This is a genomic window from Aureibacter tunicatorum (assembly GCF_036492635.1).
GTDB classification, from domain to species: Bacteria; Bacteroidota; Bacteroidia; order Cytophagales; family Cyclobacteriaceae; genus Aureibacter; species Aureibacter tunicatorum.
In genome coordinates, this window is record NZ_AP025305.1 from 2,688,605 (window position 1) to 2,704,395 (window position 15,791).

Below are 15,791 nucleotides of genomic sequence, written 5' to 3' on the forward strand. Positions count from 1 at the left end.
ACTTAAGATATGGCTAAATTTTCAAGAATCGACGTAGTCTTAGAAATGAAAAAAACGGGGATGGTGCCTGTTTTTTATCATCAAGATATAAATGTATGCAAATCTATCCTCAAAGCATGTTATGAAGGAGGCGCCAGAGTATTTGAATTCACAAACAGAGGTGATTTCGCGCATGAAGTATTCGCTGAACTGGTTAAATATGCGAGAAAAGAAACACCTGAGATGAAAATGGGCGTTGGCTCCATCATAGACGCTCCAACATCTTCTTTATACATTCAATCAGGAGCTGATTTCATCGTTTCTCCTATTCTTAATCAAGAAATGGCCAAAGCTTGTAATCGTAGAAAAATTGCTTGGATGCCGGGATGCGGATCACTTACGGAAATTTCACAAGCTGAAGAATGGGGAGCCGAAGTGGTTAAAATTTTCCCCGCCAAACAAGTCGGCGGCCCCGATTTCATCAAGGCAGTGAAAGGTCCTTGCCCTTGGTCTCATATTATGCCTACTGGCGGCGTTACTCCGGAAAAAGAAGATATCAAGCAATGGATTGCTTCAGGAGCCTTATGCGTCGGTCTGGGTTCACAACTATTCACAAAAATGGAAAACGGAGATTTCAACCTTAAAGATACACAGCAAAAAACACAAAACGTTATTGAATGGATTTCGGAATTAAGATAGTGGTTTAACTATTTATTACGTTAATCATTCAGTGTTTTTCTCTCTTCTTAACTTTTAAAACTATTAACATGAATACTAAAAGCACATTGGAGCAAGAAACCAAAAATAAGAAAATAGGAAAATATCGCTACAGAATACTAGCGCTTTTGCTGGTAGCCACTACGATCAATTACATGGACAGGAGCATCATGGGAGTGTTGGCTCCTACCCTGTTCAAAGTATTTGACTGGTCAACAATGGACTACGCCTATATCAATATCTCATTCAAAATCGCATATGGTCTGGGCTTGTTAACCATGGGCTCGCTAATTGACAAAATGGGGACAAAGAAAGGTTATACCATATCCATTTCGCTTTGGAGTATTTCAGGAATGATGCATGCCGTTATCAAACCTGCAATGGGCTGGGTAGGGTTTGCCTTCGCTCGTTTTGGGTTAGGATTTGGCGAAGCTGGGAATTTTCCGTCTGCCATAAAAACCGTTGCTGAATGGTTTCCTAAAAAGGACCGTGCTTTTGCCACAGGCATTTTCAATGCCGGAGCTAATGTAGGCGCTATGCTCGCTCCGCTGATCGTAGCCTTTGTAGTGCAGGACAATGGCGATGGCTGGCAGATTCCTTTTTTGGTCACAGGAACTTTTAGCATGATTTGGATCGTTGTCTGGAACAGAGTGTATAGAAAACCCGAAGACCACCCTGAAGTTAGCCCAGAAGAACTCGCCTACATTCAATCAGATGAAGCAGCTAATCCAGAAAACAAAGAACAAAAGTCTTCATGGTTCAAATTATTTAAAACAAAAGAAATTTGGGCAATTATCGCTGGAAAATCATTCACTGATCCTGTCTGGTATTTTTTCTTATTCTGGGGAGGGAAATTCCTGAACGATCAATATGAAGCGGACACCAAAGCATTAGCCTTGCCTTTGATTACAATTTATGTAATAGCCGACCTTGGCTCTGTCTTTGGCGGATGGCTTCCTAAATTTTTTATCGAAAAAATGAATATGGATATTAATAAAGGAAGAAAACTAACCATGCTACTTTGCGGACTTGTCGTTTTGCCTGTTGCTATGGTACCTTTCATTGACAGCATGTGGACTTCAATCATGCTTATTTCATTAACAGCGGCTGCTCATCAAGCATGGTCCTGCAATATTATGACAGTGGCATCTGATGTCTTTCCTAAGCGATTCGTCGCATCTGTTTCCGGAATTGGAGGATGTGCTGGTATAATTGCCGGTGCCTTGGCTGATTATGGCCTTGGAAACATACTTACCGATGAAAAAATAGCTTCTGGAAGCGCTTATGAAATCCCATTTATTCTCATGTCATTTGGATACCTAATTGCCTTTGGAATGGTTCAACTACTCGCTCCAAAATTAAAAATGGCTAAATGCTAACAATTTATTAAGGCGGAATAAATCCTTTATTCCGTCTCTTCACATCAACCACCTTAATTTACTCATTTTCAAATAGATAACTCCACATTAAAAGCTAATTCATCAAAAGCATCAAAATATTATTTATTTTGAGTAACTTGCGGAATATTTTGCCGATCAGCACGTCATTAATAAGTGCTTAGGCCAAAATTGAAGAACAAGAACGAAAATGACAAATATAGTAGAGGACATCACCAAGCAAAAAGTAGCTTTCTACACCTTGGGATGCAAGCTAAACTTCTCCGAAACATCATCCATTTCGAGAATCTTTGAGGCGAGAGGATATGAAAAAGTTGAATTCACGGATACACCTGACATCTTTGTAATCAATACATGCTCGGTTACCGACAATGCCGACAAGAAGTGTAAACGCGTTGTCAAAGAAGCATTGAAAATATCTCCGGAAGCCTATATTGTAATCATTGGTTGCTACGCGCAATTAAAGCCCAAAGAAATCGCCGAAATACCTGGTGTTGACGCAGTCTTAGGAGCAGCTGAAAAATTCAAGCTTATTGACGTGCTTGATGGCTTTGAAAAGAAATACCATCCGGAAACAAATCAAAAAGAAGCGAAAGTTTTTGCATCAGAAATCAAAGAAGCCACAGCTTTTAATAATGCTTTTTCTATCAATGACCGAACAAGAACATTTCTAAAAGTCCAAGATGGATGTGACTATAGCTGTACATTCTGCACTATTCCACTCGCTAGAGGAAATAGTCGTAGCGACAGCATTGCTAATGTCATTAAGTCCGCAAAAGAAATCGCTTCTTCAGGAGTAAAAGAAATCGTATTGACAGGTGTTAATACAGGCGACTTTGGTATTCAAGACGGCAAAAGAGTTGAGAAGTTCATTGACCTGATCAAAGAGCTTGATCTAGTTGATGGTATTGAAAGAATTCGAATATCTTCTATAGAGCCAAACTTATTATCTGATGAAATCATAGAATTCTGCGCCACTTCAAACAAGTTTGTGCCTCACTTTCATATCCCTTTGCAATCAGGATCGGACAAAGTGCTTAGCATGATGCGTAGAAGATATAAAAGCGATTTATATACTAAACGCGTACAAAAGATCAAAGAGCTGATTACTAATTGTTGCATTGGAGTCGATGTAATTGTCGGGTTCCCCGGAGAAAGCCATGAAGACTTTTTGGATACATATAATTACTTGAATGAACTGGATGTGTCATATTTTCACGTCTTCACATACTCTGAAAGAGACAATACATTAGCAACTGAGATGGAAAATATAGTTCCTCAAAAAGAAAGGAATGAACGTTCTAAAATGCTCAGAATACTTTCGGAAAAGAAAAAAAGGCATTTCTATGAAAGTCAATTAGGAAACGATTTTACTGTTTTATTCGAAGATGATATAGAAGATGGCATGATACACGGTTTCACTGAGAATTATGTCAGGGTTTGCGCAAAGTACGATCCTTTGCTAATCAACGAAACAAAAGCTGTCACGCTCGATAAAGTATCAGAAAACGGCACAGTAGAAGTTAAAGAAATTGAACAGACTTACGAAACACATTAATATGCCAAAGGGAACTTATCGTTCCCTTTTTTTATTTTGTTCTAATCATCACTTTCACTAATTTAAGACCACTCACCTTTTCAGATTATTCTCTCTTCATGCTAATGAAAAAAAATGAACTAAACATAACTTTTAAATCGAACTCCTTAAACGGTTCAACTGTAAAATCAACTGAAATACTACAAGAACTTTGGAGTGGCTATGGTTCAATCAAGCGAATCTATCTGGATAATAACACTTGCTACAATAGTATAATAGCCAAACATATTAATGCTGATTCATTAAAATCACACCCTAGAGGCTGGAGCAACGATTTTTCTCATCAAAGAAAACTTTCTTCTTATCAAATCGAGCTTGAATTCTTTGAAAACTGGGCCATGCTTTGTCAAGATGAATGCAAAGTTCCCAAGCTGATTGAAGTGCAAAAACAAAGCAAAAGCAACTTCATAATTTACATGGAAGACATGAATGAGATCGGTTTTCCTTCTACATTTCAAGAAATTACTTGGGAACAAGCTAAAGCCTGTATCAAATGGCTTGCAAACTTTCACGCCACATTTTTAAACAAAGAACCTAAAGGCCTATGGGAAACCGGCACATATTGGCATCTAAACACAAGGCCTAATGAACTTAAATCCATGCCTGAATCATCGCTTAAGAAAAATGCGGCATTTATCGACCGAAAGCTTTCCAGTGGAAAGTATAAAACATTTGTCCATGGCGATGCCAAACTTGCTAATTTTTGCTTTTCCCAAAATGGGGACAAGGCAGGAGCTGTAGATTTTCAATATGTAGGTGGTGGCTGTGGAATGAAAGACTTGGCTTACTTCATTGGAAGTTGCATGAATGAAAAAGAATGCTTTCAATACGAAAAAGACGTTTTGGATTTTTATTTTAATGAACTGCAAAAGGCATTAACTGTGTTGGATATAAGATTTAACTTCTCTGAATTAGAATCCGAATGGAGGCAATTATATCCATTTGCTTGGGCAGATTTCGAGAGATTCTTATTAGGCTGGAGTCCAAATCATTGGAAGCTAAACCAATACAGCCAAATAATGACAAACAAAGCACTTGACATAGTTCATTAAACCTTCTTTTACTTTTCTTTATGCTTAGTATTCAAGACCTCTCGGAGCTTAACAAAATTGCGATCATAGCAGCTGAAAAAGCTTCTCATATCATCCAACAGAATTTCGGCAAAATTAAAGTTTCACACAAAGCATCAGGCAGCTCAGAGGCTTCGCAGATTGTAACTGAAGCTGATTTAGAATCTGAAAAAATAATCATTGACACGCTTAAGGAAAGCATTGAATTCTATAATTTAGGGCTTTTAGCGGAAGAATCCACAGACAACAATAGCAGGTTTACGAAAGACTACTTCTGGTGTATTGACCCTCTTGACGGAACTATGCAATACTCACAAGGAAAATCAGGCTACTCCATCTCTATTGCATTAGTTGAAAGAAATGGGAACCCAGTATTGGGTGTAATCAAAGATCCTTATTTTGATAAATTATACACATATAACACTCCTATTCAATCAAGTTCAAAAGAACATGAATCGAACACCGTGACTATCATTACTGATAACTCATTTTTCAAAAGTTCATTTAGCGACAGATTCAAAGAAGCCGTTAAAAAAAGTAAACATGAAATAATCATGCAAAACATAGGAGGCGCTGTCTTGAGCGCTATGCATGTTTTGAATACTCCGAATTCGATATTTGTCAAATTCCCTAAAGAAGAAACAGGTGGTGGTTGTATTTGGGATTATGCAGCTAGCGTTTTCCTCTTCAATAAGAATAATATAAGCCCTGTAAATTTTGATGACCTGCCAATTCATCTTAATCCCTCTGAAAGTCTCTACTATAATGAAAAAGGGGTAATTTTTTCAAATTCATACAAACTTAAAAAAATAGCAATAGAGTCATATCAGAATCATATGACAAAATAAACGGCCTTCATTATCATGAAAGCCGTCAATATTTTCCAATAAACAATAGTTATTTACTCTGGTTCTTAACTTGATCTTGAGCTTTTTTCACAGTTTCATCATCACCAAGATAATACTTCTTCAAAATAGACAAATCATCATCAAGCTCGTAGACTAATGGAATACCTGTGGGAATATTCAGTTCACAGATTTCATCATCAGACATTGTCTCAAAATATTTCATCAATGCCCTTAAGCTATTCCCATGAGCAACTATCAAGATATTCTTTCCCTTATGGATATTAGGCTCGACTTCTTCTCTAAAGAAAGGCAAAAATCGACTAACTGTATCCTGCAGACTTTCTGTCAAAGGCAGGTTCGGAACACCTAGCATTTTATATGGCATTTGATTGCCTGGGTATCTCTCATCGCTAACTTCTAAAGCAGGCGGCTGAACATGATATGACCTTCTCCACAAGTTAACCTGATCCTCCCCAAACTCCTTCGCTACTTTCTTTTTATCCAAACCTTGCAACTTCCCATAATGCCTCTCATTAAGTCTCCAAGATTTTTTTACAGGAAGCCAGCACATATCCATTTCATCCAAAATGATATTCAAAGTATGAACTGCTCTTTTTAGCAATGATGTATAAGCCACATCAAAATTCATCTTTTTCTCTTTAAGAGATTCTCCTGCTTCTTTAGCCTCTTGCTCTCCTTTATTAGTCAGTGGCACATCAGTCCATCCTGTAAATTTATTTTCCTTATTCCAAAGGCTTTCACCATGTCTTATTAATACAACCCTTACCATATTTCGTCAAATTCTGATAAAAAACTATTCTCCCTATCATAACTAGTTAAAAGTTGAATTGATTTGAAAATAAGACAAAATAGCTATGCTATTCACTAGTTTCATTTAAAGACTTCCTTCAAAACAATAAAAAAAGAGAGCAAAAGCTCTCTTAAATATTTTCACAACTTATAAAAAGCGTCAATTATATCTTACGCCAATTTCAGACAATGATTTCAAATAAATGATTAATGCTTCAGTAGTTGTAATTCCAGATGCCTTAGCAGAATTAACATGATCAAACTCAAAAGCATTGTACATATAATCGTTCATCGCCACTTTGTATCTTTTTTCTGGCATAGTATTTCCTTCAGTATCGAATAAATTAACTTTTCCTTCTTTGATTTCATACTCAAGACCTGAAACTTTGACTTTTTCTCCTCGATCCTTATAGCCATTCATTATCAGAGATTTGATTTCCTCATTTGTCATTTCAAGTACGAGCAAATCATTTCCAAAAGGGTCTAAAGCAAAAACATCCCCTATCGTCACTGCCCCCGCATCAAAGCTTTTCACTCGAATGCCTCCACTATTTTGCATTCCGAAGTCGGCATTTCCTTGCACTCTAAAAGCATCTGTCATCAAACGTCCCAAATCATCATCCCCATTCAAAGCTAAATCCAACTCATGAATTTTTTCTTTGAAATAAGGGTTCTCAATATATGATGTGACTTTTTCCCTAATCTGACGATCTTCTGTACCATTACTCAGGCTAATCATTTCAGACTTGATTTCATATTTGCCTGTTTTTCCCGGCTTTATTCTTAACACTCCTAAATCCTTGACATAAGACCCAGTCTGAGTAACCAATACACTATTTACCCATTCACCTGTATCCAACTTAGTGTGGCTATGTCCTCCAATGACAGCATCTATTTCCGGATTATTTTCAGCTAATTTCAAATCATATTCATATCCCATATGCGACAATGCTATATATAGATCGGCAGAGTCTTGCAAAAAAGCATAATCGCTTGCAACCTCCAATGGATTATCGAATTTCAATCCATGCACTTTATTAGGATGGCATGATGGGATACTATCTACAAAAGCTTCCAACAAGCCTAAAAATGCCACTTTTGTACCATTTGAAAATGTTAAATATTCATAAGCCTTCATTGGCTTCAATTCAGCGTTAATATTTCTCAAATTAGCGCAAACCATCGGAAAGTTCGCCTGAGCAATTCTGTCATTCAATATATTTTGACCATAATCAAATTCATGATTTCCCAATACATTAAGTTCAAAACCAACCTCATTCATCAAATCTATAATCGGTTTTCCTTTTGGTTCATATTGATCAACATAAACATTTCCGCTAAACAAATCCCCTGCTGAAACTAAAATAACATTCGGATTAGTACTTCTAATACTATCCACAACAAAGGCCAATCTTGGAAAATTATCTATTTTAGCATGCATATCATTTGTATGCAAGATGATCATCTCGGTATTCTCAGAGGAAGATTGATTCTTATTCGACTGGCAAGAAAAAGATAAAAAAATCAGTAAATAAAAAGTCAATTTAATCGTAAGGTTCTTCATTGGAAATGGTCTTTGTTTATCCATCCAATCAACGAAGAAAAAGTGCTAAAAAGTATGAGAAGCGGGACATAATACCGCATCCCATAAATATTTTAATATAATTAACTAGCTAAGCATCATCTTCAACAATTTGCTTCCCGAAAGGAGTCAAAGCCAACTTAGCTAATTTTAGATGTTGCAAAGCAAATGGTATCCCTATGATTGTGATTCCCAATAATAAAGCGAACAACAAATGAGTTAATGAAATCCAAATTCCTCCAATGAATATCCATATAATATTCATCACCGTTGACAAACATCCTGAATCTCCAACATCAATGCTTTCCACTCTCTTGCCAAACGGCCATAAAGCTAAAAATGCCAGCTTCAGTGTTTGAATGCCGAAGGGAATCCCTATAATCGTAAACATCAACAGAATACTACTCACCAAGTACTCTAAAAAAATTAAAACTCCGCCGAAAATCAGCCAAATAAGATTTCCTATAAAACTCATAAATTAATTTACTTTATCAAATTCATCGTATGCATTAATAATATCCCTAACCAGCTTATGCCTGATAACATCTCCACTTCTCAAATGCACAACGCCGATGCCTTTCACATTTTTAAGAATGTTAATAGAAGTTGAAAGTCCGGACTTTTGATTTTTTGGCAAATCTATTTGAGACTCATCGCCGTTTACTATGACTTTGGAATTCGTTCCCATACGAGTCAAAAACATTTTAATCTGCATTGCAGTCGTATTCTGAGCCTCGTCCAACAATATAAAAGCATCCTTCAAAGTCCTACCTCTCATATAAGCCAAAGGAGCAATTTCAATAATTTGATTTTCTTGATAATGCTTCAGCTTTTCGCTCGGTATCATATCCGATAAAGCATCATAAATCGGACTCAAGTAAGGATCTATCTTATCCTTAAGATCTCCCGGCAAAAAGCCTAAATTTTCTCCAGCTTCAACAGCAGGTCTAGTTATGATTATTTTCTTGACTTCTTTGTTTTTAAGAGCTCTTACTGCAAGCGCAACCGCGATATAAGTCTTACCTGTTCCGGCAGGCCCTAAAGCAAATACCAAATCATTATTCTGAACAGCTTCTACCAAAATCTTCTGGTTTTTAGATTTCGGTTTTACAACCAAGCCCTTCGCTCCAAAAACAATAATATCCTGATCCGTAGTATCAAAAGCTTTAGACTGTTCGTCCTTCAGCATTTGCTCAATTGCTTTTTCATTAATCTTGCCGAACTTCTCAAAGTGCTTGATCATCTTATTCACCAAATCGTTGATCACCAACAATTCACTGGCCTTACCTCTAAGAATCAACTCTTCTCCACGAGACACAATCTTCGAATTGGGAAAAGAAGCACTAATAATTTCAATATTTTTATTCTCCGGACCCAAAAAATCTATCAGGGGAATATTCTCTAGTGTAATTTTTTTCTCTATCAAATTTTCAAAAATTTAAGACTTTATTACTGTCAGTATCATATTCAAATATAAGGTATTTAACCATTTATAAATCACCTATAATAAGGAAATTAAAATTTTATCAATACAATTTTTTTATTTTAAAAATTCATTTCAAATTTGCAGACCATTTCTAAAAAGATTCTTGATTAACACATAGTATGATCACTGTCAGAAAAGTCGCCACTGCGGAAGAAACGATTGAAGCTATTAAGGTACGCGAAGCTGTATTTGTTGAAGAATTAAAAATTCCTTTCGAAAATGAAGTAGATGAATACGAAAAAGCATCTGAGCATTTTGTAGCCTTTGATGGCTCAAATCCATGTGGCACAGCACGTTGGAGATTTGGCGAAGAAGGCATAGTACTTGAGAAATTCGCTGTCATAAACTCCTATCGTCACAAAGGTGTTGGCACTGAATTATTGCACGCGATTCTGGATGATATCGCTAATAATCCTTATACACAGGGCACAAAAATAATTCTATATTGCAACAAAGACTCTGTTCAATTGTATCAAAAATTCGGATTTGTCAAATCCAACGGTGTATCAAGACATGAAAATATGGAAATGCTTGAACTGAGCAATTAAACTTCGGGTTGCTCAGTTAATTCAACATTTATTTTCTTCTTAAACTTTTTAATCATCATCTCGAAAGATTCAACCAGTTTCTTCGATTGCTTATTAACCAACTCATCATTTTCCAACGTCAAGGATTCCTTCAACTCATCAAAAGCAAGGTCCATACTTGATAAATCAAATATACTAAAAGTCGATTTCAATTTATGATGCAATGCTCTCAACGATTCCTTGTCATTGCTCGACACTATGTCAATCAATTTATCTATAGAAAGGGAAAATTCCTTTATTATTAAGTTTAAAAACTTGACATAATCCTCTTTGCTCGTTTTCATATAAAGATCTTCAATAAACTCAAAGTCGCAGACATCGCTTTTAGCAGACAAGTCTCCAATTTCTCCAAGATTTCGATCTGCAGTTTCGTGAATGACTTTCAGGAGCTTTGGCGGATCAATAGGCTTGGATAAACAATACTTCATTCCCACATTTGTCACCTGCTCTGTCGTCTTTGGATTCACTTCCGCAGTAAGTGCTATAATCGGCAAGCTTTTATAATATGCCTGAGGCTTGGACTTGATTAGCTTCGTAATCGTAATTCCTGTCATATCCGGCAAATGAAGATCCATAAGCACCAAGCTGTACTTCTTTGCAGCCACCATTTGCAGTGCTTTTTTGCCATTCTCAGCTATGTCAAGCTCAAAATTCCACATTTTACATAGCGATTCCATCAGGAACTGGTTAGCCTGCACATCCTCAACATAAAGAATTGAAATTTTCTTGTTTAAATCATCAAGCATACTACCTGAATCATCCTTATCGGCAGCTCCGCCTTTAGGTTCTTCAAACGGTAAAATTATTATAAACTCCGAGCCTTCATTTTCTTTACTATTAACTTGAATTTCACCTTTTAATAAATCAACAAGGTTCTTTATAATTGCCAAGCCCAAACCTGTGCCTCCAAATCTACGAGTTATATTTTCCTCGGCTTGGTTGAAAGGCTCAAAAATCGATTCCAATCGATCTTCAGGAATACCAATGCCAGTATCCGAAACGATAAATCTAATTTTAGAAACGGCCTCCACTTCCACCAAGTCAACAATTAACTTAATCTCACCTTTTGATGTGAATTTGATTGCATTGCTAATCAAATTATTAAGTATTTGCATCAATCTCGTTGGGTCTCCCTTGATAATCTTTGGAATCTTGGCAAAATCAGTGCATGAGAATTTTACCTCGGAACTCTTCATTTGAGACAAATTAGCTCGTTTGACATTCAAAATCAACTCATGAAGATCAAAGTCCAGCTTCTCTATAGACAGTTTTTGAGCTTTCAGTTTATTGTAATCAAGTATATCATTGATCAATCTAAGAAGACTGTTTGAAGAGTATTGAAGCGTATCCAATATCTTCACTTGATCCTCTCTAGGACTTTGTTCAGCCAATAAATATGACAAACCAATAATAGCATTCAATGGCGTACGAATCTCATGACTCATTACTGAAAGAAAATTGTTCTTCTCTTTAACCGCCTTGTCAGCTATCTTGCTAGCTTCAATAATTTTCTGTTCATAAATCTTCCTTTCCGTGATATCCGTCATTGTTCCTACAGTACCAACAAAACATCCTTTGACATCAAAAATTCTTTTTATAAACAATTCAAGCCAGATATATTCATTGTAGGCTGTTTTGAATCGTAGCTGGTATCTGACATTCAAATTTCCTTCTTTCTTCTCATTCTCAAATATCATCTGAAGAATGAACTTGTCATCTTTATGCACAAAATCGTAAAAAGAACTATTCAAACTCAACTGAACATCGTAACCTGTCAAATCTCCCCAGGATGGATTTAAGAAAATAAATTCGCCAAACTCATTAGTCTGGAAAATTATATCTTTAACGTTCTCAAACACTGTCCTGTACTTATGGTGACTATTAAGCAACTTATGCTCATAAAGCTTGCTTCTAGTGATATCCGTCACTGTTCCAACCAGTCTTTTCTTCTCTCCATAAGAATTATGAAAAATCTGGCCTCTTATCAAAAGCCAAACGTCATACCCTAATTTATGCTTGAATCGATATGACTTCTCATAGGCTTGACTTTCTCCTGAAGTATATTTCCTAGCATCCGCTATTATTCTCAAAAAAGTGTAGTTAGCGCTAAGCTTTTTCTCATTCTTCATACTTTGCACTACTTCATTGGGTGAATAGCCTAATATTCTTCTAATCACAAAATCGACGTAAAGTTCCTTTTGCGACATATCCCATTCCCAAACACTTGTCTTTCCAGCCCTTACAGCAAGATTATATCGATTTTTTACCGTTTCAAGTTCATGCTCCAATTCCTTCCTAACAGAAATATCATGGGCGTAAACCATGATACTATTCACTTCTTTAGACTTTCCAAAAACAAACGGAATTTGATTAACCAAAAAATCCCTAAAGGTCCCTTTGCAATCTCTTAATCTTATCACCAATTGGACTTCTGTTGCTTGTCCCTCAATACACTTTTTCCAAAGTTTATCAATCATAGGCATATCATCCTCATGAATGATTTTCTTGACAGTGTGAAGCTGAGGGGCTAATTTAACAGAGTCATCGTATCCAAGGTATTTGAAGAGGTTTTGTGTAGAGTATAAAACATTGGCAGTATTAAGTTCATAGATTGCTACGAAATTTGTTGGAACCTTTACATTGCTTGCTAAAATGCTATTATTCGTATTGCTCTTTTTATACTTAAGGCTTTTCTCGTAAATCCCTGACACCTTATTCTGGATCAAATTCCCAACTAGTATCAATTCAGAATTCGCATTTAATTCCTTATGCAATATTGGCTTTGAAAATACTCCTATGAAATAAATATTATGATCCTGAGTTCCAGCCCTAAATCTAAAAACAACTGGATCCTTATCCGAATTCACTCTTTTTGACTCCCCTTCCAACAAGCAAGCCTTCAAACCTTTCAACTCTGGATCTTTATGATATTCGCTTAGCTGCGAATCTGCCTTGTTGACAATTTCATTGATTTCCGACTGTATCACCCAATTATCATTTGAGATACAATGCGTGGACTTTACGCTCAACTCATCGTTGCATTTCTCAACAGTTACTCCTTTCTCGCAATAAAATAAAGAAGAATCGCTTTCAAAACATATTTCCAACAGTTCATGCAAGGTCGAACAATTCTGCAAAGAAGCAGCAAACTGCAATGCACTTATACTATCCAAAAAACTCTCATTTGCCATGTAATAAAAATAAAAAAATATTTAAATAATAATAAACATATTTCAATTCAAGCCCCCTTTCAAATGTCATTATTTAAACAAAAAAGCTTTCATTTATTTATTTTAAATCATAAACACCAAAAACATTACATCTCACCCCTACCAACAATCTTAAATATTGAATAATTTATGATATTTAAGTTCAAAAATACAATTTCAATGCACATCAACAAACCTTTCATATTTTTCAATTTCATAATTATAACACTAGCTATTTTAATTTTTTACGTTGAAATTAATCTATATGAACAATTCATTTTCTTAATATCCATACTCCTCTTCTTATCCTTCATTTTCAGAAACCTACGAATAACATTGGTTCTAACAACTATAAGTATTCTGATTTTGATTAATTTTAACATCGACTATATTTTAGGGGAATCATACTCGAAAAACAAAGTGCTTAGGCAAATCCTATCCTCAGAGCAAAGCATATTGACAAACATACCCCAAAACTCAAATAGAACAAAAAACAAAAAAACATTACTTCAAATAGAATATATACACTTTAATAATAATTGGCATAGACTAAATTATCCAGTAAAGGCAGTTTCCTTTAATTCAATTGAAAATATTGAAAAAAAACTCCTACTATTTTACGCAAATGAAAATGACTTAAGACTCAATAAAAAAAATCAAAAGTATAAAAATTCAGCTGATTTGATTTTCAATATTAATGAAAAAACATCGAATTTTAAACTACCTCAGAACAAACCCAAACTAAGAATAAAAGCCTTATTTGAAAGCTTTCTCTCCTCCATTTTCACAAATAAGAATCTAGCATATATTAAAGCACTCTTGCTCGGTGATAAATCCAACATTTCTAAACAAGAAAAAAGGATATTCCAAAAGCTTGGCATTTCTCACATTCTCGCGATTTCAGGAACTCATATCGTTATTATCTACAGTTTCTTGATCTTACTATTAAAGCTTGTAAGAATCCATAAAGTTACCAGTTCATCTCTCGCTCTACTAGGCATTTGGCTTTATGCTCTATTTATTGGTTTGCCTATCCCCTGCTCTAGAGCATGTGTTTTCATTACGCTTTTGACGGTTTCTCAATGGAAAAATGTCAAGTCTTACACTTTACTTAACGGTCTTTTAATTTGCAACTTCTTATTCTTATGTTTTGATCCAAATCAAATCAAAAGCCTCAGTTATCAATTCTCATTCACCGCAGTACTAACGATAGCCATCGCTCAACACATTGAAAAAAAACTATTCAAAAACAACAACAACAATGTCTTGCCCTTTATTAAACCATTTTTTTACAGTGCTTTTATATCCATTGGACTAATGCCTTTATCATTATTCTATTTTCAAGAAAGTTCAATCATAGGAATTATTATAAATCCTTTTATAATTTTGATATTTACGGGAATGATCTATTTATCAATCATTTACATTCTTTTCTCATCAATAATCAAACTTGACACTGTATATCATTTTGTAAATAACTGCATTGAAAAAGTGCTTGAATACCTTGTCTTACTCGAAAATGTCAATCCAATCAACAGTATCTCATTAAAAATAAATGCTAATGAATTAATTCTTTTGTACAGTTTAATGGCTTTTACAATAATGATTATATTGACTTCAAAAAAAATCAGAAGAGTCTATTATGCTTACGGAATTGCATTTACAATTATTCTACTAATCTAAAAATTCTATTCTAACAGGACTGCTATACTCCAACCCCAACAGCTCCGAGGCATTCCCTTTATTGACTCCTATCTCTATGCAATCTCTTTGATTAAAATAGGCAAACACCTCCCCCATTTCTACTTCATTTGGAAAATTGACCAAACTCCTCACCTTTTCTCTTCCAAAAGCAATAAAAAAATCTCGTTCGTCCAATAATTGAAAAAAAGTAGACTTGTCAATATTTGTCACCAAATTACCATAACAGTCAACATGTTCGACGTGCCCTACTATTTTTGACTTGGTAGCTTTTAATTGTCTTGGTTTTAACTCAAATGGTCTTTCTGTAAATTCACCAAGATCCTTTGGGTTTTCTCCCAAAGCTAGTTTCGCTGCAACGTCAGCATATATATCCAACTCCGGAAATGTCGACTCATTACCAATACCTACTTGCAATGTCAATGAAGGTGCTTGCGTAGAAATCAAACTGAATATTCCATTGTCAGGTCCTATGAAATAGTGACCTTCCAACTTTACCAATAAGTGTCTTGATTTATAAGCATTAAGCGTATCGAGCCCAATCACATGTACAGTTCCCTCTGGAAAATGTCTAAAAGTAGACCCCAAAACATATGAACCGTGGATAATACTGTGCAAATCAATATGATGAGAAATATCGACAATATTAATCAATTCTCCATGGCTCAAAATTCTGCCTTTCACGCAAGCTAAATGATAATCTCGGTTTCCAAAATCCGAAATAAAAGTAATTATTGACATATTAATATTTCACGTGTTCGATAGATAGCGAAAAATTAAACGTAAAGTTAACCAAAAAGATGATAGA

General features: G+C 35.4%; 13 protein-coding genes. 7 read left to right on the forward strand and 6 right to left on the reverse strand.

Annotated features, from left to right (window positions below; genetic code table 11):
• The first annotated feature begins 9 nt into the window (after positions 1 to 9).
• The 5 genes from AABK36_RS11585 (at position 10) to AABK36_RS11605 (ending at position 5,608) form a co-directional block, all read left to right on the forward strand.
• The gene (locus AABK36_RS11585) at positions 10 to 678 is read left to right on the forward strand and encodes a bifunctional 4-hydroxy-2-oxoglutarate aldolase/2-dehydro-3-deoxy-phosphogluconate aldolase (protein ID WP_309938863.1); all 669 of its coding nucleotides are present in this window, start codon (positions 10 to 12) and stop codon (positions 676 to 678) included.
• 68 nt (positions 679 to 746) lie between these two features.
• Positions 747 to 2,075 carry an MFS transporter gene (locus tag AABK36_RS11590; RefSeq protein WP_309938862.1) on the forward strand — a complete coding sequence of 443 codons (1,329 nt, stop codon included), beginning with the start codon at positions 747 to 749 and terminating at the stop codon, positions 2,073 to 2,075.
• Between the two features lie 208 nt (positions 2,076 to 2,283).
• Positions 2,284 to 3,651 (forward strand): tRNA (N(6)-L-threonylcarbamoyladenosine(37)-C(2))-methylthiotransferase MtaB, encoded by a 1,368-nt coding sequence (gene mtaB / locus AABK36_RS11595; protein ID WP_309938861.1) that lies wholly within the window; start codon positions 2,284 to 2,286, stop codon positions 3,649 to 3,651.
• Positions 3,652 to 3,755: 104 nt separating this feature from the next.
• Positions 3,756 to 4,742, forward strand: a complete 987-nt coding sequence (locus AABK36_RS11600; RefSeq protein WP_309938860.1) for an oxidoreductase family protein — start codon at positions 3,756 to 3,758, stop codon at positions 4,740 to 4,742.
• Positions 4,743 to 4,762: 20 nt separating this feature from the next.
• Positions 4,763 to 5,608: an inositol monophosphatase family protein gene (locus AABK36_RS11605; RefSeq protein WP_309938858.1), complete on the forward strand. Its 846-nt coding sequence runs from the start codon at positions 4,763 to 4,765 to the stop codon at positions 5,606 to 5,608.
• A 49-nt stretch (positions 5,609 to 5,657) separates the two neighbouring features.
• Here the strand turns inward: AABK36_RS11605 and gpmA are convergent, their stop codons facing one another.
• From gpmA to AABK36_RS11625, 4 genes are all read right to left on the reverse strand, one after another.
• Positions 5,658 to 6,398, reverse strand: a complete 741-nt coding sequence (gene gpmA, locus AABK36_RS11610; protein ID WP_309938857.1) for a 2,3-diphosphoglycerate-dependent phosphoglycerate mutase — start codon at positions 6,396 to 6,398, stop codon at positions 5,658 to 5,660.
• Positions 6,399 to 6,578: 180 nt separating this feature from the next.
• Positions 6,579 to 7,982, reverse strand: a complete 1,404-nt coding sequence (locus AABK36_RS11615; RefSeq protein WP_338390272.1) for a bifunctional metallophosphatase/5'-nucleotidase — start codon at positions 7,980 to 7,982, stop codon at positions 6,579 to 6,581.
• Between the two features lie 109 nt (positions 7,983 to 8,091).
• Positions 8,092 to 8,475: a YccF domain-containing protein gene (locus AABK36_RS11620; RefSeq protein ID WP_309938855.1), complete on the reverse strand. Its 384-nt coding sequence runs from the start codon at positions 8,473 to 8,475 to the stop codon at positions 8,092 to 8,094.
• A 3-nt stretch (positions 8,476 to 8,478) separates the two neighbouring features.
• Positions 8,479 to 9,426 (reverse strand): PhoH family protein, encoded by a 948-nt coding sequence (locus tag AABK36_RS11625; protein WP_309938854.1) that lies wholly within the window; start codon positions 9,424 to 9,426, stop codon positions 8,479 to 8,481.
• Between the two features lie 179 nt (positions 9,427 to 9,605).
• Between AABK36_RS11625 and AABK36_RS11630 the strand changes: the two genes are divergently transcribed.
• Positions 9,606 to 10,034 (forward strand): GNAT family N-acetyltransferase, encoded by a 429-nt coding sequence (locus AABK36_RS11630; protein WP_309938853.1) that lies wholly within the window; start codon positions 9,606 to 9,608, stop codon positions 10,032 to 10,034.
• Here AABK36_RS11630 and AABK36_RS11635 read toward each other — a convergent pair.
• On the reverse strand, positions 10,031 to 13,246 hold the full coding sequence (locus AABK36_RS11635; RefSeq protein WP_309938852.1) for a PAS domain S-box protein: 3,216 nt from the start codon (positions 13,244 to 13,246) through the stop codon (positions 10,031 to 10,033). The two genes, AABK36_RS11630 and AABK36_RS11635, sit on opposite strands and share 4 nt — an antisense overlap.
• 216 nt (positions 13,247 to 13,462) lie before the next feature.
• Here AABK36_RS11635 and AABK36_RS25420 point away from each other — a divergent pair, with 216 nt between their 5' ends.
• Complete coding sequence (locus AABK36_RS25420) at positions 13,463 to 14,965, forward strand: ComEC/Rec2 family competence protein (RefSeq protein WP_421722707.1); 1,503 nt, start codon at positions 13,463 to 13,465, stop codon at positions 14,963 to 14,965.
• Here AABK36_RS25420 and AABK36_RS11640 read toward each other — a convergent pair.
• A complete protein-coding gene (locus AABK36_RS11640; RefSeq protein WP_309938850.1) occupies positions 14,957 to 15,724 on the reverse strand; it encodes an SAM hydrolase/SAM-dependent halogenase family protein in 768 nt (255 codons plus the stop codon). The two genes, AABK36_RS25420 and AABK36_RS11640, sit on opposite strands and share 9 nt — an antisense overlap.
• Positions 15,725 to 15,791: the final 67 nt, after the last annotated feature.

Excerpts from the sequence above, each read along its gene's own strand:
- mtaB (WP_309938861.1), top strand. The coding sequence starts at position 2,284 with ATGACAAATATAGTAGAGGACATCACCAAGCAAAAAGTAGCTTTCTAC.
- AABK36_RS11585 (WP_309938863.1), top strand. The coding sequence starts at position 10 with ATGGCTAAATTTTCAAGAATCGACGTAGTCTTAGAAATGAAAAAAACG.
- AABK36_RS11600 (WP_309938860.1), top strand. The coding sequence starts at position 3,756 with ATGAAAAAAAATGAACTAAACATAACTTTTAAATCGAACTCCTTAAAC.
- AABK36_RS25420 (WP_421722707.1), top strand. The coding sequence starts at position 13,463 with ATGCACATCAACAAACCTTTCATATTTTTCAATTTCATAATTATAACA.
- AABK36_RS11620 (WP_309938855.1), bottom strand. The coding sequence starts at position 8,475 with ATGAGTTTTATAGGAAATCTTATTTGGCTGATTTTCGGCGGAGTTTTA.
- AABK36_RS11630 (WP_309938853.1), top strand. The coding sequence starts at position 9,606 with ATGATCACTGTCAGAAAAGTCGCCACTGCGGAAGAAACGATTGAAGCT.
- AABK36_RS11615 (WP_338390272.1), bottom strand. The coding sequence starts at position 7,982 with ATGAAGAACCTTACGATTAAATTGACTTTTTATTTACTGATTTTTTTA.
- AABK36_RS11640 (WP_309938850.1), bottom strand. The coding sequence starts at position 15,724 with ATGTCAATAATTACTTTTATTTCGGATTTTGGAAACCGAGATTATCAT.
- AABK36_RS11590 (WP_309938862.1), top strand. The coding sequence starts at position 747 with ATGAATACTAAAAGCACATTGGAGCAAGAAACCAAAAATAAGAAAATA.
- AABK36_RS11605 (WP_309938858.1), top strand. The coding sequence starts at position 4,763 with ATGCTTAGTATTCAAGACCTCTCGGAGCTTAACAAAATTGCGATCATA.
- gpmA (WP_309938857.1), bottom strand. The coding sequence starts at position 6,398 with ATGGTAAGGGTTGTATTAATAAGACATGGTGAAAGCCTTTGGAATAAG.